This window comes from Agrobacterium sp. DKPNP3, assembly GCF_052686535.1.
Window position 1 is genome coordinate 120,216 of record NZ_JBQYSN010000001.1, and the last position, 21,050, is coordinate 141,265.

The 21,050-nt window shown below is 58.3% G+C and carries 22 protein-coding genes; 13 read left to right on the forward strand and 9 right to left on the reverse strand.

The features are described 5' to 3' along the window. Nucleotides 1-36: 36 nt before the first annotated feature. From mutM to dnaA, 4 genes are all read left to right on the forward strand, one after another. Complete coding sequence (mutM, locus tag ACUTJJ_RS00645) at nucleotides 37-933, forward strand: bifunctional DNA-formamidopyrimidine glycosylase/DNA-(apurinic or apyrimidinic site) lyase (protein ID WP_445540972.1); 897 nt, start codon at nucleotides 37-39, stop codon at nucleotides 931-933. 32 nt (nucleotides 934-965) lie between these two features. Further along, entirely contained in the window at nucleotides 966-1,739 is a 774-nt protein-coding gene (locus tag ACUTJJ_RS00650) for an enoyl-CoA hydratase (RefSeq protein WP_445540973.1), read from the forward strand. 195 nt (nucleotides 1,740-1,934) lie between these two features. Beyond that, nucleotides 1,935-2,201 carry a 30S ribosomal protein S20 gene (gene rpsT / locus ACUTJJ_RS00655; protein WP_006310170.1) on the forward strand — a complete coding sequence of 89 codons (267 nt, stop codon included), beginning with the start codon at nucleotides 1,935-1,937 and terminating at the stop codon, nucleotides 2,199-2,201. 870 nt (nucleotides 2,202-3,071) lie between these two features. Then, nucleotides 3,072-4,535 carry a chromosomal replication initiator protein DnaA gene (gene dnaA, locus ACUTJJ_RS00660; protein ID WP_445540974.1) on the forward strand — a complete coding sequence of 488 codons (1,464 nt, stop codon included), beginning with the start codon at nucleotides 3,072-3,074 and terminating at the stop codon, nucleotides 4,533-4,535. 68 nt (nucleotides 4,536-4,603) lie between these two features. Here the strand turns inward: dnaA and hemW are convergent, their stop codons facing one another. Genes hemW through rph form a run of 3 tightly spaced genes read right to left on the reverse strand, consistent with a single transcriptional unit; the run spans nucleotide 4,604 to nucleotide 7,187 of the window. Continuing rightward, entirely contained in the window at nucleotides 4,604-5,803 is a 1,200-nt protein-coding gene (hemW, locus tag ACUTJJ_RS00665) for a radical SAM family heme chaperone HemW (protein ID WP_445540989.1), read from the reverse strand. A 5-nt stretch (nucleotides 5,804-5,808) separates the two neighbouring features. After that, complete coding sequence (rdgB, locus tag ACUTJJ_RS00670; protein WP_445540975.1) at nucleotides 5,809-6,453, reverse strand: RdgB/HAM1 family non-canonical purine NTP pyrophosphatase; 645 nt, start codon at nucleotides 6,451-6,453, stop codon at nucleotides 5,809-5,811. Between the two features lie 17 nt (nucleotides 6,454-6,470). After that, nucleotides 6,471-7,187: a ribonuclease PH gene (gene rph, locus ACUTJJ_RS00675; RefSeq protein WP_063949523.1), complete on the reverse strand. Its 717-nt coding sequence runs from the start codon at nucleotides 7,185-7,187 to the stop codon at nucleotides 6,471-6,473. A gap of 136 nt (nucleotides 7,188-7,323) precedes the next feature. On the opposite strand from rph, the gene hrcA reads away from it, so the two are divergent. Together hrcA and grpE are read left to right on the forward strand one after the other, a co-directional pair. Beyond that, nucleotides 7,324-8,415 (forward strand): heat-inducible transcriptional repressor HrcA, encoded by a 1,092-nt coding sequence (hrcA, locus tag ACUTJJ_RS00680; protein WP_063949524.1) that lies wholly within the window; start codon nucleotides 7,324-7,326, stop codon nucleotides 8,413-8,415. Nucleotides 8,416-8,531: 116 nt separating this feature from the next. Further along, on the forward strand, nucleotides 8,532-9,167 hold the full coding sequence (gene grpE, locus ACUTJJ_RS00685) for a nucleotide exchange factor GrpE (protein WP_063949525.1): 636 nt from the start codon (nucleotides 8,532-8,534) through the stop codon (nucleotides 9,165-9,167). Nucleotides 9,168-9,249: 82 nt separating this feature from the next. Here grpE and ptsN read toward each other — a convergent pair whose 3' ends face one another. From ptsN to lptC, 6 genes are all read right to left on the reverse strand, one after another. Beyond that, the gene (gene ptsN, locus ACUTJJ_RS00690; protein WP_004439537.1) at nucleotides 9,250-9,711 is read right to left on the reverse strand and encodes a PTS IIA-like nitrogen regulatory protein PtsN; all 462 of its coding nucleotides are present in this window, start codon (nucleotides 9,709-9,711) and stop codon (nucleotides 9,250-9,252) included. A gap of 81 nt (nucleotides 9,712-9,792) precedes the next feature. After that, complete coding sequence (hpf, locus tag ACUTJJ_RS00695) at nucleotides 9,793-10,365, reverse strand: ribosome hibernation-promoting factor, HPF/YfiA family (RefSeq protein ID WP_003520085.1); 573 nt, start codon at nucleotides 10,363-10,365, stop codon at nucleotides 9,793-9,795. A 234-nt stretch (nucleotides 10,366-10,599) separates the two neighbouring features. After that, nucleotides 10,600-12,150, reverse strand: a complete 1,551-nt coding sequence (gene rpoN, locus ACUTJJ_RS00700) for an RNA polymerase factor sigma-54 (protein ID WP_445540976.1) — start codon at nucleotides 12,148-12,150, stop codon at nucleotides 10,600-10,602. Between the two features lie 153 nt (nucleotides 12,151-12,303). Beyond that, nucleotides 12,304-13,113, reverse strand: a complete 810-nt coding sequence (gene lptB, locus ACUTJJ_RS00705) for an LPS export ABC transporter ATP-binding protein (RefSeq protein ID WP_445540977.1) — start codon at nucleotides 13,111-13,113, stop codon at nucleotides 12,304-12,306. 6 nt (nucleotides 13,114-13,119) lie between these two features. After that, nucleotides 13,120-13,680, reverse strand: coding sequence for an LptA/OstA family protein (locus ACUTJJ_RS00710; RefSeq protein ID WP_371417845.1), 561 nt, complete (start codon nucleotides 13,678-13,680; stop codon nucleotides 13,120-13,122). A gap of 16 nt (nucleotides 13,681-13,696) precedes the next feature. After that, nucleotides 13,697-14,362, reverse strand: coding sequence for an LPS export ABC transporter periplasmic protein LptC (lptC, locus tag ACUTJJ_RS00715; RefSeq protein ID WP_063949528.1), 666 nt, complete (start codon nucleotides 14,360-14,362; stop codon nucleotides 13,697-13,699). A gap of 234 nt (nucleotides 14,363-14,596) precedes the next feature. Here lptC and sppA point away from each other — a divergent pair, with 234 nt between their 5' ends. From sppA to ACUTJJ_RS00750, 7 genes are all read left to right on the forward strand, one after another. Then, nucleotides 14,597-15,550, forward strand: a complete 954-nt coding sequence (gene sppA, locus ACUTJJ_RS00720) for a signal peptide peptidase SppA (RefSeq protein ID WP_445540978.1) — start codon at nucleotides 14,597-14,599, stop codon at nucleotides 15,548-15,550. Nucleotides 15,551-15,552: 2 nt separating this feature from the next. Continuing rightward, nucleotides 15,553-15,879, forward strand: a complete 327-nt coding sequence (locus ACUTJJ_RS00725) for an integration host factor subunit beta (RefSeq protein ID WP_219256707.1) — start codon at nucleotides 15,553-15,555, stop codon at nucleotides 15,877-15,879. Between the two features lie 66 nt (nucleotides 15,880-15,945). Further along, the gene (locus tag ACUTJJ_RS00730; protein ID WP_063949530.1) at nucleotides 15,946-16,287 is read left to right on the forward strand and encodes a LapA family protein; all 342 of its coding nucleotides are present in this window, start codon (nucleotides 15,946-15,948) and stop codon (nucleotides 16,285-16,287) included. A gap of 91 nt (nucleotides 16,288-16,378) precedes the next feature. Beyond that, the gene (locus ACUTJJ_RS00735) at nucleotides 16,379-17,512 is read left to right on the forward strand and encodes a class I SAM-dependent methyltransferase (protein WP_445540979.1); all 1,134 of its coding nucleotides are present in this window, start codon (nucleotides 16,379-16,381) and stop codon (nucleotides 17,510-17,512) included. Further along, nucleotides 17,509-18,369, forward strand: coding sequence for a TrmH family RNA methyltransferase (locus ACUTJJ_RS00740; RefSeq protein ID WP_296065832.1), 861 nt, complete (start codon nucleotides 17,509-17,511; stop codon nucleotides 18,367-18,369). Before ACUTJJ_RS00735 ends, ACUTJJ_RS00740 begins: the two co-directional genes overlap by 4 nt. Beyond that, nucleotides 18,369-18,857, forward strand: a complete 489-nt coding sequence (gene lspA, locus ACUTJJ_RS00745) for a signal peptidase II (protein WP_063949533.1) — start codon at nucleotides 18,369-18,371, stop codon at nucleotides 18,855-18,857. The genes ACUTJJ_RS00740 and lspA overlap by 1 nt, the downstream gene beginning before the upstream one ends. A 55-nt stretch (nucleotides 18,858-18,912) precedes the next feature. Next, nucleotides 18,913-21,050, forward strand: a 2,138-nt coding sequence (locus ACUTJJ_RS00750) for an ATP-binding response regulator (protein WP_445540980.1), incomplete at its 3' end; no start/stop codon positions are given.

The following is a 21,050-nucleotide window of genomic DNA, read 5'->3' on the forward strand; positions in this document are numbered from 1 at the left end:
CACATGGTCCTAACGAAAAACTGCCGGATAAGCCAGATGCCAGAATTGCCAGAAGTCGAAACCGTCAGACGCGGCCTTGCTCCTGCCATGGAGGGGGCAAGGGTTCGCAAGCTCCGTCTCGGCCGCCCCGACCTGCGGTTTCCGTTTCCAGAGGATTTCGCGGAGCTTATCGAGGGGAAGACAATTGTCTCGCTCGGAAGACGGGCAAAATATCTTTTGATCGAGCTGGAGGACGGGCTGACGATCGTGTCCCATCTCGGCATGTCCGGCTCTTTCCGCGTGGAAGCGGAGGCCGATGCAGAAGGCAGCGTACCCGGCGTATTCCACCATCCCCGCTCGAAGGACGGCAAGCATGACCACGTCGTCTTTCATCTCGACCGGGGAGTTGAGCGTGTCTCCGTCATCTATAATGATCCGCGTCGCTTCGGCTTCATGCATCTGGTGGAGCGCAACAAGCTCGATCTTTATCCCGCCTTTGCGGACCTTGGCCCGGAGCCAACAGGCAATTCGCTGAGCGCCGATTATCTCGCAAGCCGGTTCGACGGTAAAAGCCAACCGCTGAAAAGCAGGCTGCTGGACCAGAAGGTTATTGCCGGCCTTGGCAATATCTATGTGTGCGAGGCGCTTTGGCGTGCGCATCTGTCGCCACTGCGGGCGGCAGGAACGCTGGTGACGAAAGCTGGCAAGCCCAAAGCACAACTCGTCGATTTGACGGAGAAAATTCGCGATGTCATCGCCGATGCCATCGCCGCCGGGGGCTCATCATTGCGCGACCACATACAGACGGACGGCACGCTCGGTTATTTCCAGCATTCCTTTTCGGTCTACGATCAGGAAGGTCAGCCTTGCCGGACACCCGGATGCGGGGGTACGGTCGAAAGGATCGTCCAGGCCGGCCGTTCGACATTCTATTGTGCCGCCTGCCAGAAGTGACAATGTTGGAGTACGGAAAAGGGGAGATTGCCGTGGATTATGAAACGATATTGGTTGAGAAACGCGACGAGGTGGGTGTCATCACCCTCAATCGTCCGAAGGCCCTCAACGCCCTCAATTCAGCGCTTCTGAAAGAACTGCGGCACATTCTGTCTTCATTTTCGAACGATGATTCCATCGGAGCGATCATTATTACCGGCTCCGAAAAGGCCTTTGCCGCTGGCGCTGATATCAAGGAAATGCAGGGGCTGGATTTCGTCGACGCCTATGTCGGCGATTTCCTCGGCGGCTGGGACGAGGTGGCCGCGACCCGCAAGCCGGTGATCGCTGCAGTCTCGGGCTTTGCGCTAGGAGGCGGCTGTGAACTGGCAATGATGTGCGATTTCATCATCGCCTCCGAGACCGCAAAGTTCGGCCAACCGGAGATCACCCTCGGCGTTATCCCGGGCATGGGGGGCTCACAGCGGCTGACGCGGGCGGTCGGGAAGGCAAAGGCCATGGATCTGGTTCTGACCGGACGCATGATGGATGCGGCTGAAGCCGAACGCGCCGGTCTCGTCTCTCGCGTCGTGCCCGCTGCAAGCCTGATGGATGAGGCCATGGAGGCTGCAACGCGCATCGCCTCGCTGTCACGCGTCTCCGTGCTCATGGCCAAGGAAAGCGTCAATCGCTCCTTCGAGGTGCCGCTGTCGGAGGGCCTGAGATTTGAAAGGCGCTCCTTCCAGTCGCTGTTTGCCACGGCGGATCAAAAGGAGGGCATGGCGGCCTTCGTCGAAAAGCGCAAACCCGCTTTTCGGAATCGCTAAGGATTCGGAATATCGGCGCTTTTAAGCGTTTTGCGCGTTGACGGGCGTAAGCTTTAGCGGTATATGCCCGCCCACGGTTAAGGAAAGCCATCCGGCTTGTCTGAAATTACTCCCGCATTCTTGGGTTACCTGAGGTCTTCGAACGACCCGATCCTATGGTTGCGGAATTTGGTTTGAATTCGAAGAGAGGCATACATGGCCAATACAACTTCGGCGAAAAAGGCGACCCGCAAGATCGCTCGCCGTACCGCAGTCAACAAGGCTCGCCGTTCGCGCGTTCGCGGCTTCATTCGCAAGGTCGAGGAAGCAATCGCTACCGGTGATCTCGCTGTCGCTACCGAAGCTCTGAAGGCTGCCCAGCCAGAGATCCAGCGCGCAGCCACCCGCGGCGTCCTGCACGGCAACACCGCATCCCGCAAGGTGTCGCGTCTCGCCCAGCGCGTTAAGGCTCTTTCGGCCTAATCCGGCTAATCACAATTAACTATTCAGAAAGCCTGGTCTTTTGACCGGGCTTTTTGTGATTCTAACTGGCCGTTAACCATTGCCGTCGTAACGTGACAAACGCGTGTCAAACAGACGACAGGAAAATAAAAGCAAAATCAATATGTTATCGGAGGTCTTCTCGGGGATGGCAGGCTTTCTCTACGGAAGTCGCATCGAGATTTGAGTCAAGAAGATTTTTATTTTTTCGGTAAAAACGGCTCTTGGAAATCGCCAAAATTGAATCTCATTGATTCATAAGCGATTCTGCTTAGCACCCCTTCGGTGATGCAAAACGACCTTTGCGAGTCAATGGCCGTTCTCCGTTTTTGCAGAAAAAACGCCATTGATCTCTACCCACGATCCTGCCTAAATGCATTTCAACAAGGGGTGCGGATCTCAGTCCACAGATTATCTCGATGATCGTCATCGGCGATATTCACCTTCTTGCTGGCGGTTCCTTCGGGGTCCGTTTTTTCAAGTCATGGAGCTTTTTGTGCCGTTTCGGTCTCGGAACGGGATGGGTTCTTTTGTCTTCAAGAATGCGCCTTAAGGTTGTAGCGAAAGGAGCGTTTTTTAGCGTGTCGCATGCCTCTCTATGAGGGGGAGGAAAAAGGGATAACCGACTCGCAAACGGGTAAGAGCTCTGGTGTTCTTTCGAGGGGGACACTGGGGGCATAAATAAACGAGGGGGATCCCTGACGATCGATCTTTGATCGTCAGGCTATGATTGGCAATTTGAAAGGCGGCAATATGCAATTGAATTTGGCGATGGGTGCGGTGGCTGATGGGGACCGCGCACCAAAGGCATGTGATGCAGCTTGCTCAGACGCGGCAGGGGACAAATCGGCTGTGACGCACGATGCGCTATTTGAACGTTTCAGCGCGCGGCTCAAGGCACAGGTCGGCCCGGAGGTCTATGCAAGCTGGTTCGCACGGCTCAAACTCCATTCCGTTTCGAAAAGCGTCGTCCGTTTTACAGTTCCGACGACTTTTTTGAAGTCCTGGATCAACAACCGTTATATGGATCTGATCACGAACCTCGTTCAAAGCGAGGACCCGGATGTGCTGAAGGTGGAGATTCTGGTCCGCTCGGCCAGCCGCCCGGTGCGCCCGTCCCAGATCGATGACAAGGCGCAGCCCGCTGCGGATGCCGGTGCAGCGCCACGTAACAAGTCCTTTATTCCGTCGCAGCCGGCCGCGGCCCCCGTGGCGCAGCCTGCCGCAGTGCAGTCTACCATGCGCCAGGGCGGGTCAGGGCCGTTGTTCGGTTCGCCGCTCGACACACGCTTCACCTTTGATACCTTTGTCGAAGGCTCGTCCAACCGCGTCGCACTTGCGGCGGCAAAGACGATCGCCGAAGCCGGTGCGGGTGCCGTGCGCTTCAATCCGCTGTTCATTCACGCGGGTGTTGGCCTCGGCAAGACACATCTTCTGCAGGCGATTGCCAATGCGGCGATAGACAGCCCGCGCAATCCGCGCGTGGTCTATCTGACGGCGGAATACTTCATGTGGCGGTTTGCGACCGCAATCCGCGACAATGATGCGCTGACGCTGAAGGACACGCTGCGTAACATCGACCTGCTCGTCATCGATGACATGCAGTTCCTGCAGGGCAAGATGATCCAGCACGAATTCTGCCATCTGCTCAACATGCTGCTCGACAGCGCCAAGCAGGTCGTGGTCGCAGCTGATCGTGCGCCATGGGAGCTGGAATCGCTCGATCCGCGTGTCCGTTCCCGCCTTCAGGGTGGTATGGCCATCGAAATCGAAGGTCCTGACTACGACATGCGCTACGAGATGCTGAACCGCCGTCTCGGCTCGGCCCGTCAGGACGATCCGTCCTTCGAGATTTCGGATGAGATCCTGACCCATGTGGCGAAAAGCGTGACGGCAAGCGGTCGCGAGCTGGAGGGCGCCTTCAACCAGCTGATGTTCCGTCGCTCTTTCGAGCCGAACCTCTCGGTCGACCGTGTCGATGAGCTGCTGTCGCATCTCGTCGGAACGGGTGAAGCCAAGCGTGTCCGTATCGAGGATATCCAGCGCATCGTCGCCAAGCACTATAATGTGTCACGGCAGGAGCTGGTGTCCAACCGTCGCACCCGCGTCATCGTCAAACCGCGCCAGATCGCCATGTATCTCGCCAAGATGCTGACGCCGCGTTCCTTCCCGGAGATTGGTCGCCGGTTCGGAGGTCGCGATCACACCACGGTTCTGCATGCCGTGCGCAAGATCGAGGAACTGATCTCTGGCGACACCAAGCTCGGCCATGAGGTCGAGCTGCTGAAGCGCCTGATCAACGAAAACAACGCATGAAAAAAGCGGCCTCAGGGCCGCTTTTTTATTCTCATCTTGCTCTATGGCTCGTACAAGGCGCGCTGATGTCAGCAGGCGAGATCAGCCACCACGGCATCCAGAATAAGCATGCCTGATGGTGTGCAGCGCAGGCGGGAATTGCCGAGCCTCTCCACGAAACCGTGCTGAAGAAGAAACTCTTCCTTTTCCGGGTCGAGGTCGCGGCCGGAAAGGTCGCTCCAGCGGGCGAGGTCGATGCCCTCGCGCAGGCGAAGTCCCATCAACAGCAATTCGTCGGCCTGCTCGTCGACGCCAAGCAGTTCCTGATCGATCATGCCATGGCCCTCCCGTTCGACCGTTTCGAGCCAAGTCTCGGGGTGGCGTTCGGTTGCCGTTGCGAGCTTGGAAGCGCCACGCGTCAGGCGTCCATGTGCGCCGGGGCCAATGCCGGCATAGTCGCCATAGCGCCAGTAGGTGAGGTTATGGCGGCTTTCGGCGCCGGGCCGGGCATGGTTGGAGACCTCATAGGCCGGCATGCCGTAACGTTCGGTAATTTCCTGCGTCGCCTCATAAAGCACGGCCGAGTGCTCACCGTCGGGCACGATGAGCTTGCCGGCCTTGTGCAGGCCATAAAAGGGCGTGCCTTCTTCGATTGTCAGCTGATAGAGCGACAGATGGTCGACGGCGTAGGAGACGGCTTCCTTTAGCTCGGCGTCCCATTCCGCCACCGTCTGGTTCGGCCGGGCATAGATGAGGTCGAAGGACATGCGCGGAAAAATCTCCCGCGCCAGCCGGATGGCTTTCAACGCGTCGGCGACATCATGCAGCCGTCCGAGGAATTTCAGGTCGCGGTCATTCAGCGCCTGCACGCCGAGGGAGACACGATTTACTCCCGCCGCGCGATAACCACGAAACCGCTCTGCCTCGACGCTGGAGGGATTGGCCTCCATGGTGATCTCGATTCCATCGGGCACATGCCAGAAACGCGCAACGCCATCCAGCAACGCGCCAACCGTCTGCGGGTCCATCAGCGAGGGCGTGCCGCCGCCCATGAAGATGCTGGTGACGACGCGCGGGCCGCTCAGAGACCGCATGTGCTCCATTTCCTGCAGGAAGGCAGCCGTAAACCGCTCCTGATTCACCGGGCGGTGGCGGACATGGCTGTTGAAGTCGCAATAGGGGCACTTGGCCGCGCAGAAGGGCCAATGCAAGTAGATCCCGAAACCGGGATCGCCCGTATCCGGCAGAAGCGATGCGCCGGGGGCAGAAAGTTGATGCTCCCCGACCATCGGGTTCATGCCTCCAGGCAGGTTTCTACGAATTTTTTAAAGGCGCGCGCCCGATGCGACAGCGCAAAGCTGTCGCCGTGCTTCCAGCCGTGTTTCTCTTCCGCCGTCATCTCACCGAATGTGGTGTCGTAACCTTCGGGTTTGAAGATCGGATCATAACCAAACCCGCTGGTTCCGCGCGGCGGCCATACGACTGTGCCTTCCACCTCTCCACGGAAATATTCGACATGGCCGTCGGGCCAGGCGAGGCACAGCACGCTGACGAAACGGGCCGTGCGATCTTCCGGCTTTGAGGCGCCGCGTTCGGAAAGCGCATCCTCGACCTTCTGCATCGCCATGGCGAAGTCGCGCGTGCCGTCAGCCGTCTCCGCCCAGTTGGCGGTATAGACACCGGGCGCACCGTCAAGGGCGTCGATGACAAGACCGGAATCGTCAGACAGGGCAGGCAGGCCGGACGCCTTGGCGGAAGCAAGCGCCTTGATGGCAGCGTTTTCCTCGAAGGTGGTCCCGGTTTCGTCAGGCTCGATAAAATTGAGCTCGGCCGCCGATTTGGCGGAGAAACCGAAAGGCCCGATCAGATCGGCGATTTCGGCGATCTTGCCCTTGTTGTGGCTGGCGACGACGATCGTTCTGGTATCGAGCTTGCGCATGGTACTTTCCTGTCGGCTCAGGCGATCGCCTGTTTCTGAAGGGCGACCAGCTCGCTGCAGCCGGCCTTGGCGAGACCGAGCAGCGTCAGGAATTCTTCTTCGGAAAAGGGCGCGCCTTCAGCCGTTCCCTGAACCTCAACGATGCCGCCCGAGCCGGTAATGACGAAATTCGCGTCGGTCTCGGCAGAAGAATCCTCGAGATAGTCGAGATCGATCACCGGCTGGCTGGCGAAGATACCGCAGGAGATCGCGGCGATATGGTCCTTCAGAACTTTCTCGACCTTGATCATGTTGCGGGTTTCCATCCACTTCAGGCAATCATGCAGCGCAATCCATGCGCCGGTAATGGAGGCGGTGCGGGTGCCGCCATCGGCCTGGATGACATCGCAGTCGATGCTGATCTGGCGCTCGCCAAGTGCCTGTAAGTCAACGACCGCGCGCAACGAACGGCCGATAAGACGCTGGATTTCCTGGGTTCGACCGCCCTGTTTGCCGGAGGCAGCCTCGCGCTTCATACGCTCATGGGTGGAACGCGGCAGCATGCCATATTCGGCGGTGACCCAGCCCTTGCCGCTGTTGCGCAGCCACGGTGGCGTCTTTTCTTCAAGACTGGCGGTAACGAGCACATGCGTGTCGCCAAACTTCACGAGACAGGAGCCCTCGGCATGCTTCGAGAAATTGCGCTCGAAGGAAACCTTGCGCATCTGGTCGGTTTTTCTGCCTGAAGGCCGCATATGATCCACTCTCCATGTTGGTTCCTGCCTTCTAAGACGCGGGCCGTTCTTTTGCAAAGCCAATTTCCATTTTGCCGGAGCCGCGCGACGCATTATATTAGCCACGACAGGACACAGACGACAAAGAACGGACGAGATGGGTTTTTCTGCACCGCTTTCAAAAGATCAGGCATCCCTGCTGGATGAACGGTCGCGGGAAATTTTCCGGCGCATCGTCGAAGGCTATCTCGATACGGGCGAACCGCTCGGGTCGCGCAGTCTGTCGCGACTTCTGCCGATGTCGCTTTCGCCTGCTTCCGTTCGCAATGTCATGAGCGATCTTGAAGAGCTGGGCCTCATCTATTCGCCGCATATCAGCGCCGGGCGCTTGCCCACGCAGACGGGATTGCGCTTTTTCGTCGATGCCTTCATGCAAGTGGGCGATCTGCCCGCCGAGGAAAGGGCCAATATCGATCGCCAGATCGGGCCCGTCGCTGGCCACGAGCAATCGCTGGACGGATTGCTGACAGAGGCGAGCCGTATGCTCTCGGGCATGTCGCGCGGTGCGGGGCTCGTGCTGACCGCGAAAAACGACGTTATTCTGAAACATGTGGAATTCATCCGCTTGGAGCCAACCAAGGCACTTGCCGTGCTGGTGGGCGACCATAATCAGGTGGAGAACCGCATCATCGAGTTGCCGGCGGGCATTTCCTCGTCGCAACTGACCGAGGCGGCGAATTTCATCAATGCCCACCTGTCGGGCCAGACGCTGCAGGAACTGCGCAGCCAGTTTCAGACGCAGCGGGCGGAACTTCAGTCGGAACTCGGCACGCTGGCACAGGACCTCGTCGAGCGCGGCCTTGCCATGTGGGCTGGCGACAGCGAGGACGGCAAGCTTGGCCGCCTCATCGTGCGTGGTCGCTCCAACCTGCTGGAGGGACTTGCCGGTGAAGAAGACATCGACCGGGTCCGGCTGCTGTTCGACGATCTCGAGCGCAAGGAAAACCTCATCGAAATCCTCAATCTTGCTGAAAGCGGGTCAGGCGTGAGGATTTTCATCGGTTCGGAAAACAAGCTGTTTTCGCTGTCCGGCTCCTCGCTGATCGTCGCGCCCTATCGCGATGAGGACAATCGCGTCGTGGGTGCGGTCGGCGTCATCGGCCCGACGCGGCTGAATTATGCCCGCATCGTGCCAATGGTGGATTACACCGCACAGATCATGGCGCGCCTTTCCCGCAAGCAGCGATAGGGCGGCCCCCTGGTCCCCCAAGAGATTGCGGCAAGCTTTTCGCCGCAAGCCTTGATTTTTGCCCGTCAAAGCTCGATATCGGGCGCAACCACTAACTGTCTAATCTGGAGAACGTCATGACCGACGATACAAAAAAGCCCGGACCTGACGCGGACGTCGCGGAAGAGTTTGTCGAACCTGCCCAGGCAGGTGAAGAACAGGCCGAAACGGCAGAGCCCGATCCGGTGGAGGTGCTCAAGGCTGAGAACGCCGATCTGCGCGATAAATTCCTGCGCCTTGCCGCCGAGATGGACAATCTTCGCCGCCGCACCGAGCGTGATGTCAAGGATGCCAAGGCCTATTCGATGGCTGCCTTTGCACGCGATATGCTTGCCGTTTCCGATAATCTTCGCCGCGCGCTGGAAGCCATTCCCGATGAGCTCAAGACCAATGGCGAAGCCGGTCTCAACGGCCTGATTGAGGGCGTGGAGATGACCGAGCGGTCAATGCTGTCGACGCTGGAACGCCACGGCGTGAAGAAGATCGATGCCGAGGGCCAGAAGTTCGACCCGAATTTCCACCAAGCCATGTTTGAAATTCCCAACACGGCCGTTCCCAACAACACCGTATTGCAGGTGATTCAGGCCGGTTTCACCATTGGCGACCGCGTTTTGCGCCCCGCCATGGTCGGTGTCTCCAAGGGCGGCCCGAAGGCGGAAGCTGCTGCCTCGGCCGAACCGGGCACCGCGTCCGTGAACGAAAAAGACGCTTGAGGACATCCGTTTGGATGTAACGAAAAACGCGCCTTCTGGGCGCGTTTTTTATTGCCATTAACTGGGAAAAGAAGGCCTGCCGTCAGGCAGCCGTCGCCTGTTCCTGATTGAGGAAGGCGTAGATTGCGGTGTCGGAATCGGTAGCACGCAGCTTGGCCACCAGTTCAGGGTCGCGCAGGGCCCGCGCAATGCGCGAAAGAGCCTTCAGATGATCAGCGCCGGCGCCCTCCGGTGCGAGCAGCAGAAACACGAGATCGACGGGCTGATCGTCCAGTGCCTCGAAATCAACCGGCGTTTCAAGACGCGCGAAAACCCCGGTGATCTGCTGAATGCTGTTGAGCTTGCCATGCGGAATGGCAATGCCGTGGCCGACACCAGTCGAACCGAGCTTTTCACGCTGGAGGATGACGTCGAAAACTTCCCGTTCCGAGACTCCGGTAATTCTGGCTGCCTTTGCGGCCAGCTCCTGAAGCAACTGCTTTTTGGAATTCACCTTGAGGGCGGGAATAATCGCATCTTGTTGCAGCAGATCTGCCAACGCCATTCTCTTTTTCCTTCATGCCATCGAGAGAGGTGGGGGACAGAGGCGCTTTCGCGCTCTGCCTCCCACGTCTTGTCAGACTGTTCAGCTCTTGATCGTTTCCGCGTCGATCCAGCCAATATTGCCGTCATGACGTCGGTAGACGATGTTGAGATATTCCTTGCCCGGGCTGCGGAACAGCAGAACCGGTTCGTCCGTCATGTCGAGCGCCATCACGGCGCTGGCGACAGACATGGTCTTAATCTGTTTCGAACTTTCGGCCACAATGGTGGGTGCGTAATCCTCAGGGACCTCATGGTCCTCATCGGGAATAGCATCCATGACCGTGTAAGCGATTTCCTGCGACACACCGTTCGCACCATTGTGGTGGTCTTTCAGCTTGCGCTTGTAACGACGCAGGCGCTTCTCGATCCGCTCTGCGGCGGCGTCGAAGCTCGCCTGCGGATCATTTGCCTGACCCGCCGCATGCAATACAACACCGGTATCGAGATGCAGCTTGCAATCGGCCGCAAAACGCGATCCGGACTTCTCCACCGTCACCTGGCCTGAATACCCCCCATCGAAGTATTTGGTAACTGCCAGACCTATATTGTCCTCAATCCGCTGACGGAAAGATTCACCGATCTCCATATGTTTACCAGATACACGCACACTCATGGAAATTTTCCTTTTTGTAGTGATTTGCGAGTACCAGCTTACGTCAAGCCGCGCGCGCATCCAAGCGTTTCGAAGACCTTAAAAAGCCCTCATTCGAATTTTACGCCCATGGACGGTGGAGGTGAATCCGTTACAAATGACCTTGCTTACGTGTGCGGCGGGCTTCTAGCCCCTGCCGTTGAAAGAGTCAATGGTGCGGCAAAAAACCGCTGCGAACGTGATCGGGTACCTCGATTAAAAAGCGGAGAGCTTAGCCATAGCCTTCTTCTCCCGGCGCCTCTGCACCGAGGAGGGAATATTCATCGCTTCGCGATATTTCGCAACGGTGCGGCGGGCGATATCGATGCCACCCTTTTTCAGATTGTCGACGATATCATCGTCGGAAAGCACCGCATCGGCTGCTTCCTGGGCGATCATGGCCTTGATGCGGTGACGAACCGCTTCGGCGGAGTGGCTGTCTCCGCCCTCTATTGCGCTGATCGATACGCTGAAGAAATATTTGAGCTCGAACAGCCCACGCGGCGTGAGCATGTACTTCTTGGACGTCACCCGGCTGACGGTGGATTCATGCATCTTGATGGCGTCGGCCACCGTCTTGAGGTTCAGTGGGCGCAATTGATCGACACCGTTGACGAGGAAGGCATCCTGTTGGCGGACGATTTCCGTCGCCACCTTCATGATTGTGCGGGCGCGCTGGTCGAGGCTGCGGGTCAGCCAATGGGCCGTCTGCATGCATTCGGAGAGAAAATCCTGATCTTCGCCGGCACGCGCCTTGTGTTTCGACACCTCGGCGAAGTAGCTCTGGTTGATAAGCACGCGCGGCAGGGTCTCGGGATTGATTTCCACCAGCCAGCCGCCGGCGGAGGAGGGACGAACGATGATATCGGGAACAATGGTTTCTGAAACCATCGCGTCGTAACCCGCACCGGGACGGGGATTGAGCGTGCGGATTTCGGCCAGCATGTCGAGAAGGTCTTCCTCATCGACACCGCAGATTTTCTTCAGGGTCGCGAAGTCCCGTTTCGCGAGCAGTTCCAGATTGTCGATGAAGGCCCGCATCGCCGGGTCCAGCCGATCCTTTTGTGCCAGCTGGATTGCCAGGCACTCGCTGAGAGAGCGGGAAAAGACTCCCGGTGGGTCAAAGCTTTGGAGTGTCCTCAGCACCTCCTCGACTGATGAAGGACTTGTGCCCAGCCGCTCGGCGACATCCTCGACGGCGTCGGCAGCGATGTATCCCGTCTCGTCAAGCTGGCCGATCAGCGCATCGGCAATCATCCGGTCTTCTGCGGCAGCTATGGCGAGGGGCAATTGTTGATTGAGATGGTCGCTGAGGCTCTGCCTGGCAGCAACGAAGTCGTCGAGGTCATAACTTTCCCCGGATTCCTGCCCGGGCATCGACTTCCATTGGCCCGCCAGTTCAGGAGCATCGGCTTTTCTGGGCTCTGCATCGTCAGGAAAGACATTTTCGAAGCTGGTATCCAGCTGCTCTCCGAGATTGGCGGCCCGATCGCCATACCAGTCGTCGCTGTCGGCGGTGACATCAGGTGATCGCTCCGCACCATCGCCATCCGCGTCGCCGAAACTTTCCGCGTCTAGGGGTGAATCGCTGCCCAAATCACTGTCGTTTGCTGCAATTTCCAGCAGCGGATTACGCTCCACTTCCTGCGCAATGAACTGCGTCAGCTCGAAATGCGTCATCTGAAGCAGCTGGATCGACTGCATCAGTTGCGGTGTCATCACGAGAGACTGGTTTTGACGCAGCAAAAGGCTGGCAGACAATGCCATGGCGGACGCGAAACTCCCTTTACAGCTTCTCCGTCGCCTGATTTTCCAAAAATTTTACTGAGACGACGGAACTTGGCCCAAAAATTGCTTTTTTATTTTGTTTGGTCAAGCGTCAGCGCGGGGCGCGATGAAGAATCTTTCGCGCCCACCATCCTAAAGGCTGAAATTGTTACCGAGATAGAGCCGTCTTACGTCCGGATTATTCACGATGTCGTCAGGGCGGCCGTGCGTCAGAACCTCACCAGCGTGGATGATGTAAGCGCGGTCGATGAGGCCCAGTGTCTCACGCACATTGTGGTCGGTCACCAGAACGCCGATGCCGCGGGCTGTGAGGTGCCTCACCAGATTCTGAATGTCGCTCACCGAAATCGGATCGACGCCGGCAAAAGGCTCGTCGAGCAGCATGAATGTCGGATCGGTCGCAAGGGCGCGTGCGATTTCCAGGCGGCGGCGTTCACCACCCGAAAGCGCGACGGCAGGCGATTTGCGCAGCTGCGCGATATGAAACTCTTCCAGCAGCTCATCGAGCTTGCGGTTGCGTTTCGCCGCGTCAGGTTCATGCACTTCGAGCACGGCGCGGATGTTTTCCTCGACGGTAAGGCCGCGGAAAATCGATGCTTCCTGCGGTAGGTAACCAACGCCAAGGCGCGCGCGCCGGTACATCGGCATCGTGGTCACATCATTGCCGTTAATGGCGATCTTGCCGGTATCGACGGGAACCAGACCCGTAATCATGTAGAAACAGGTGGTTTTGCCGGCGCCGTTGGGACCAAGCAGCCCGACGGCCTCACCGCGACGCACGACAAGCGAAACGCCGTTGACGACGCGACGGGTATTGTACGTCTTGGTCAGGCCATGCGCGATCAGCGTTCCCTCATAGGGGGTTTTATCGGCCGGTGAGGCGGCAGCTGCGGCTCGGCTGCGCCCGCCGCCGAATATCTTTGAGATGGAAGCTATGTTCACGAGAAACTACTGTTTTTTCTGCGACTTCGGATCAAGCATGATCCGAACGCGACCGCCGCAAGCATCGAGCTTTGCCTGCCCCGTCTCCATGAAAACCGTCAATTTGCAGCCGGTAAAGACATTGGTACCCTCCGAGAGGACGACCTGCTTGCCGGTGAGGATGAATGTCTGGCTCGCCATATCGAATTCGCCGTGATCAGCGGTCGCATTCTGCGTGCCTGAGGTCAGGTAAACGTTGTTGTCGACGAAGATCTTTTCGATCTGGGCGTTGCCACCGGTCAGCGACGCGCCTTGACCGGCATAGTTGACCGTCATCTTGCCGGCTTGCAGCGTCGTCGTGCCCTGCACAACCTTCACGTTTCCGGTGAAATAGGCCTTGCGCTCCTGGTCTCGAACCTCCGCCTGATCGCTGTCGATCGTGATCGGCTCGTCGCTTGACAGCTTGACGCCCTGCATATTGCTGGTCGTGCTCTGTGCAACTGCAGCGGTAGCAAGACAGGAAAAAATCAGGCCCGCATAAGCGATGCCTGCATATTTGCCAAAGGTAACGGGACGGGACATTTGCATCATCTGGACCGGGCTCTCACTTGCCTTCATTTTTAATATTGGATGCAGCGATACGTGCCCGTACCTGCCCCGAAAATACGATGGTTTTGCCATTATCGGCGATATCAATCGATTGCGCAACAATCGACCCGTCGTTTGTTTTGATTGAAACAGGGTCCTTGCTGCTCATTTTTCCGGCCTTCAGATCGACATCTGCAGACTGGAACTTCGCTTGTATGCCATTGCTGAGATTGATGTCAAAAGGGGCCGTCATCGTCAGCTTGTTCGTGGCCCTGTCAAAAACGCCTTCCTTCGCGATCACCTGCGCAACGCCGTCGTTGACCGGCACCGCCGCAAGAACCTTCTCCAATGTCATGAGATTGGGGTTCGCAATGTCCTGCAACGCCCGGTCCGCGTTCATGGAGTAGTCAATCCCCTTCTCGTTGCGGCCTGCAACGGCAGGTTTTTCCATCACGATCTTGCCGTCTTCGATCCTCGCGCTTTCCAGCGAGACATTTTCAGGCGCCCAGGTTCGAATAACCGAGACAGCGATGAAGACGAGCGAAATAATCACCGCGCTGACCGGAAGAATGATCTTCAGGCGCTTAACGCGCGCGGAATGGCGAAGAGCCACGCCGTAGGCGCGGTCGTGGTCATTCGGCAACGGAAATGCTGGCGCGGCTTCGCGGAGTCTTTCAAGCATAAGAGTGGGTCCGGAACGCTTCTTCGGCACAGCCAATCGGGCCCGCACCAGAAGCTACTGTCGTGAACAATCTTTTTGGCACGAGTGCCGTGCCCTGCCAATATGGTTTTTATCGGGAGAGGCGCAAGGGAAATGCTAATATAATTGTATTTCCGGTTTCCTATTGTTTCCTTGCGGCTTCGCGCTAGAAGTTCCATATGGCCTGAAACGCAAAAGCGGACGATAGAGGTTTTGATGGACAATATGGCGATAGCGGATCGCAGGCGGTTGCGCCGCAAGTTGACTTTCTGGCGTATTGCCGCCGTTCTGCTGCTTGTCGCGGGCGCTTTTGGCCTCTATCGGGTCTTCTGGGAAGGGCCTCCGCAGAGCGCGAGACCGCATATCGCCCGGGTCGAAATCACCGGCCTGATCACCGACAATACCGAACTTCTTGAACGGCTCGACAAGATCGCCGAGAGCGATAACGTCAAAGGTCTGATCGTCTCCATTTCCTCGCCCGGTGGCACGACCTATGGCGGGGAGCGCATATTCAAGGCCATCAGGGCTGTGGCGGAAAAGAAGCCTGTCGTTTCCGATGTCCGCACGCTTGCAGCGTCGGCAGGCTACATGATTGCATCGGCGGGTGACGTCATCGTCGCTGGCGACACCTCCATCACCGGCTCGATCGGGGTGATTTTCCAGTATCCGCAACTCGGCCCGTTGCTGGAAAAGCTCGGCGTCTCGCTCCAGGAAATCAAGTCATCGCCGATGAAAGCCGAGCCTTCTCCGTTCCATGATGCGCCGGAGGAAGCCAAGACGATGATCCGCGCCATGGTGATGGATAGCTATGGCTGGTTTGTCGATCTTGTGGCCGATCGCCGCAAGCTGCCGCGCGAGGACGTGTTGAAACTGGCTAATGGATCGATCTACACCGGCCGTCAGGCGCTTGCCAACAAGCTGGTCGATACGCTGGGCGGCGAAAAGGAGATTCGCGCCTATCTCGAAACCCGTGGTGTGACAAAGGATCTGCCGATCGTTGAATGGCGTGCGCCGTCGTCGAATTCGCCTTTTGCGCTGTTCAGTGTTGCGCAAATAGCGAAGTTTCTGGGATACGACGATTTAATTCCCTTTGCGGGGGCTGGCCAGCTCGGAGCGGACAAGTTGTTTCTTGACGGTCTTGTTTCCGTTTGGCAGGTTGAGCCGCGTTAAAAATCCAATTCTTTCAGGGGGCAACCGTGATCAAGTCTGAACTGGTGCAGATCGTTGCTGCGCGTAACCCGCACCTTTATCACCGCGATGTGGAAAACATCGTCAATGCGGTGCTGGATGAAATCACCGATGCCCTGGCCGCAGGAAACCGCGTCGAGCTTCGTGGTTTCGGCGCATTCTCCGTCAAAAACCGTCCGTCCCGTTCCGGGCGGAACCCGCGCACGGGTGAGTCGGTTTTCGTCGAGGAAAAATGGGTGCCTTTCTTCAAGACGGGCAAGGAACTGCGCGAACGCCTCAATCCCGGTATGGGTGACGAAGAGGACGATTGACCGCCCTTGGAGCCTGGCGATTAAGGATGTGCCGGTCGTGCGTTTGCAGTGATGGAGTATTGTCGGATGTCGAAGAAAATCATCAACCTCATCATTCTGCTGCCCCTGGCGATCATCCTCGTGATCCTCTGCGTCGCCAATCGACAGTCCGTGACGCTGGCCCTTAATCCCTTCCGGCCGGATGACGGCGTTCTGTCCTTCACGGCGCCCTTCTTTGTTTTCCTCTTCCTGGCGGTCATTTTTGGTGTCCTGCTGGGGTCGGCGGCCACATGGGTCGCGCAGGGAAAACACCGCAAACGCGCCCGTATCGAGGCCAGGGAAGCCATTCGCTGGCATGATGAGGCGAACCGTCAAAAGGCGGCAACGGGCGGCGCCGTACCGAACGCGGGACAGCTCCCGGCAAAGTGATGGTGCCGAGAATTGTTGTGGCTCTGGTAGAGCGGCGTTCGGGATGCTATTTGCTGCGCAATAAGACGCGGGCATAAGCGGAAAGATTCCATTGAAGAAAAAAGACAGCCGACCGGGCACGCGCGCGCGGGCCGGGGCCGATAAAAAGCAGATTAACGCCGCGAAGCCGGCACGAAGACCGGATGCAGCGCCGAAAAAGCGTGAGCCCGACGCCGTGCGCAGCATGCCAAAAACGCCGGCCAAGGAAAAGGTCAGTATAGCATCAGCCGTAGAACAGGCGCCCGCACGTCCCCTCAAGGAGCGCACCGGGATTTTGCCTGCCGAGCAGGTTCCCGTCATTCTCGAATCAAGCGGTGCCGGTGATTTTCACCTGATTGACAGCGGCAACGGCCTGAAGCTTGAACAATATGGTGATTACCGCGTGGTCCGTCCGGAGGCCCAGGCGCTGTGGAAACCCTCTGTTCCGGACCGCGTGTGGCAGAATGCCGATGCCATCTTCACCGGCGATACGGATGAAGACGGCATGGGTCGCTGGCGTTTCCCGAAAGCGGCGCTCGGCGAGACCTGGCCCCTGTCGTTGCTCGGCGTCAATTTTCTCGGCCGGTTCACCGCATTCCGCCATGTCGGCGTTTTCCCCGAACAGATCGTCCACTGGGAATGGCTGAAACATGCGGTCGAGACGGCCGACCGGCCGCTGAAGGTTTTGAACCTCTTCGGCTACACCGGTGTCGCCTCGCTTGTTGCGGCGGCGGCCGGGGCTGAAGTGACCCATGTGGACGCGTCGAAGAAGGCAATTGGCTGGGCGAAGGAAAACCAGTCGCTCGCAGGATTGGAAAATGCGCCAATTCGTTGGATCTGCGAAGACGCGATGAAGTTCATCCAGCGGGAAGAACGTCGTGGCAACACCTACGACATCATCCTCACCGATCCGCCAAAGTTCGGCCGCGGCACCCATGGCGAAGTCTGGCAGCTGTTCGACCATCTGCCGCTGATGCTCGATATCTGCCGGGAAATCCTCTCGCCCAAGGCGCTAGGCCTGGTACTGACTGCCTACTCCATCCGGGCCAGCTTCTATTCGATGCATGAACTGATGCGCGAAACGATGCGCGGCGCGGGCGGCACTGTTGCGTCTGGAGAACTGGTGATTCGCGAGGCCGGGCTAGACGGCAAAACGCCGGGCCGCGTTCTTTCCACATCGCTGTTCAGCCGCTGGGAGCCGAAATGATGAAGGACATGCGCGAAAACACCACGCGACGCGTTGGCCAGGTCAAGGAAGTGACGAGTCTTGCTAATCCCATCATCAAGGATATCAAGGCACTGACCCAGAAAAAGGGCAGGGAAGAGACGGGCACTTTCATGGCTGAAGGCCTGAAACTGGTCATCGACGCCCTTGAGCTTGGCTGGACGATCAAGACCCTGGTTTACGCCAAGGCCGCCAAGGGCAAGCCTCTGGTGGAGCAGGCGGCGGTAAAGACCGTGGCCTCGGGCGGTCTCGTACTCGAAGTCAGCGAAAAGGTCATCGCCTCGATCACCCGCCGCGACAATCCGCAGATGGTGGTCGGCATTTTCGAACAGAAATGGAAGCCGCTGAAGGATATCCGACCGGAAAAGGGCGAGACCTATATCGCGCTCGACCGGGTGCGCGATCCCGGGAATCTCGGCACCATCATTCGCACGGCGGATGCGGCGGGCGCTTCAGGTGTCATTCTGGTCGGCGATTGCACCGATCCATTTTCGCTGGAGACGGTGCGCGCCACCATGGGCTCGGTCTTTGCCACCCCGGTCGCTCGTGCCTCCGTCGCTGAATTTCTGGCCTGGAAAAAATCGGCTGGCGTCAGTGTTGTTGCCACGCATCTTGCCGGTTCGGTCGATTATCGAAAGATCGACTATGCTGGCAAACCGGTCGTGATCCTGATGGGTAACGAGCAATCCGGCCTCCCGCCGGAACTCGCCGGCAAGGCGGACCAACTGGCGCGCATTCCCCAGCAGGGCCGTGCCGATAGTCTCAATCTCGCCATCGCAACCGCCGTCATGCTGTTTGAAGCACGGCGACATCTCCTCGAACTGGCACCGGTGACGTAATGGCCAAAGCGGCATTGTTCTCGAAATTCGGTCCTGCTTTTGCGCTGATCGTCGCGGCACTGGTGCTGGACCAGGTCGTCAAGCAGCTGGTTGAGGCCTATCTGCCGCTGCAACAGATGGTGCCCGTCGCTCCGTTCCTTGCGCTCTACCGCACCTACAATCTCGGTGTTGCCTTTTCGATGCTCGAAGACATGCACGGCTGGTTCATCGTCAGCATGCGGCTTGTGATCGTCGTCTTCGTTCTATGGCTCTGGCGCAAGACGGCAGCGGACCGCACCTTCGCCCATCTCGGCTTTGCCTTCATTATTGCAGGTGCCGCCGGCAATCTTCTCGACCGGTTTTTTTACGGCCACGTCATCGACTACATCCTGTTTTACACTGAGACTTGGTCCTTCGCCGTTTTCAATCTCGCAGACAGTTTCATAACCATTGGCGCAGCTTGCGTTATCCTTGACGAAGTTTTGCACGCCCGGGCAGCCAAAACGTAAAATTTTAGGGTTGCCGCCAAACATATCAAAACCGCTGCCGTGGTAGCGGTTGAGCATGAGCGAACTGGCAAGACTGCGGCAAAAAGTTTCGGATGGGCTCGGCCTGGCCGCCACGGCGGAACAGGCGGCAGATCGCATCGATACCACGCCGCGACGAGCGGACGAGGATCATGCGATCCATGCCAGCTCTGTAGCGCTCCACATCGCCGCATCCTTATCCGTTGGAGGCTTTGTCGCGGCCCTGGTTGCACTTGCAGTGCCCTATGCGACGACCGTCGGCCTGGCAGTCTTCTTTGGTTTGCTGCTCGTCGGCCTCCTTGTCTACGCGCTCTTTCGCACGCCTCCTCAGCGGCCGGTTACTCAGGTCGCGGAATCCGATCTCAGGCTCCGGCAGACGCAAAACCGATCGTTGATCGCGGAGATGCAGGAATCCATGGGCGACATTGTCGTGATCCGTGACATGAACCGGCGCATCGTCGAGGCGAACCGGATCTTTCGCGAGATGACCGGTTGTGCGGCGCCGGAAGGATTAAGCTGCGAGGAAATCGGCATTGCTTTCCGTCCGGGTGAGAAGGTTCACGCCTATGATGTCGAGATCGCAACGCCGTTCGGTCAGCGCATCTTTTCCTGGCATGATGTCGTGACGCGTGATCTTTCAAGTAGCCGACTTATGATCAGCAGCATCGCGAGAGACGTGACCGAGGAGCGGCTTGCGCTCGCCGAGCGGGAAGACGCCCGGTTACGAGCCGAAAAGGCCGATGCCGTGAAGGCAAGGCTGCTTGCCACGGTCAGCCACGAGATCCGGCTGCCGCTTTCCGGCATGCTCGGCATGAACCATCTTCTGTCCCAGACCAAACTTAACGAAGAACAGCGCAATTATCTGGATGGCATGCGGCAGTCCGGCCAGTCGCTGGTGCAACTGGTCGAGGATCTCCTGGATTATTCGACACTGGAGGCAGGTCGCTTCAGGCTCAATCCGCGCGCTGAAAATCTGCGCCGGCTGATCGAGAGCGTCGTTGAGATGCTGGCCCACCGCGCGCACGAAAAGGGCATCGAAATTGCCTCCTTCGTAACGCCTGATGTGCCCGATCATCTCGATTTCGATCCGGCAAGGCTCCGGCAGGTTCTCTTCAATCTCATCGGCAACGCCGTTAAATTCACGCGGGAAGGCGGTGTGGTCGTCAGGGCGCACATGGTTGGCGGGGAATTATGCATCGGCGTTGAAGATACCGGTCCTGGCATGAGCGAGGCGGAGCAGAAACGTATCTTTGGCGAGTTCGAGCAGGCCGGGCCTGTATCGCAGCAAAGCGCTGGCACGGGTCTTGGCCTCGCAATTTCCGCCCGCATCGTGCGCGAATTCGGTGGCAGCCTCACGGTTTCCAGCCGAAAAGGAAAGGGGAGCACCTTTAAGCTGACGTTCCGGCCGGCTGGCGCTCCTGCCGAGATGGTGGATGTCGGACGGCGTGGGTGCCTGCGGCATACGAATGTCCTCCTTATCGCGCCGGAAGGTGTGGCGGCAGGGGTGACCATGGAGGCGATCAAAGCGCTCGGGGGACGATGCCAGCTCATTCACCAGCCAGATGATCTTGAAAGGCTGCGAAACGACGCCACGGTGCAGGCGGAGGGGCTTACCGATATCATTGTCGACCGGCGTATTTCACCGCTGTTCAGGGATGCACTTAAGGGTTGGCCGCACCAGGATGTTCGCCGCACGCTGCTGGTCAGCCCGGAAGAGCGCCCCTCGACAATGCATGTATCCTTCGATGCCTGGTTGATCCGGCCGCTGCGCGAAAAATCCCTGATCGACGTCCTGTGCGGCCGTCTGCGCGGGATCGAGCGTCGGGATGCGATCAACGACAACCATCCGGATGTGGGATTTTCCTCGCGCGTCATGAAAGACCCGACGGGCGGCATTGAGATCCTCGTTGCCGAAGACGACGCCGTCAACCAGCGCATCGTCCGCGCTGTTCTGGAAAAAAACGGTTATGTCGTTCGTCTTGTCGAAGACTTCGAGGGGCTCCGGCACTCTTTGGAACCGGGCGCGCGCCGTTTGCCTGATCTTATCATATCCGATCTCAATATGCCGGGCGGTGAGGGGATGGACGTGCTTCCCGAGCTTTTGCGGAGCATGGAGGCTGACAGAAGTATTCCCGTCATTGTACTGAGCGGCGATGCGACGACTGCGACCGCTGA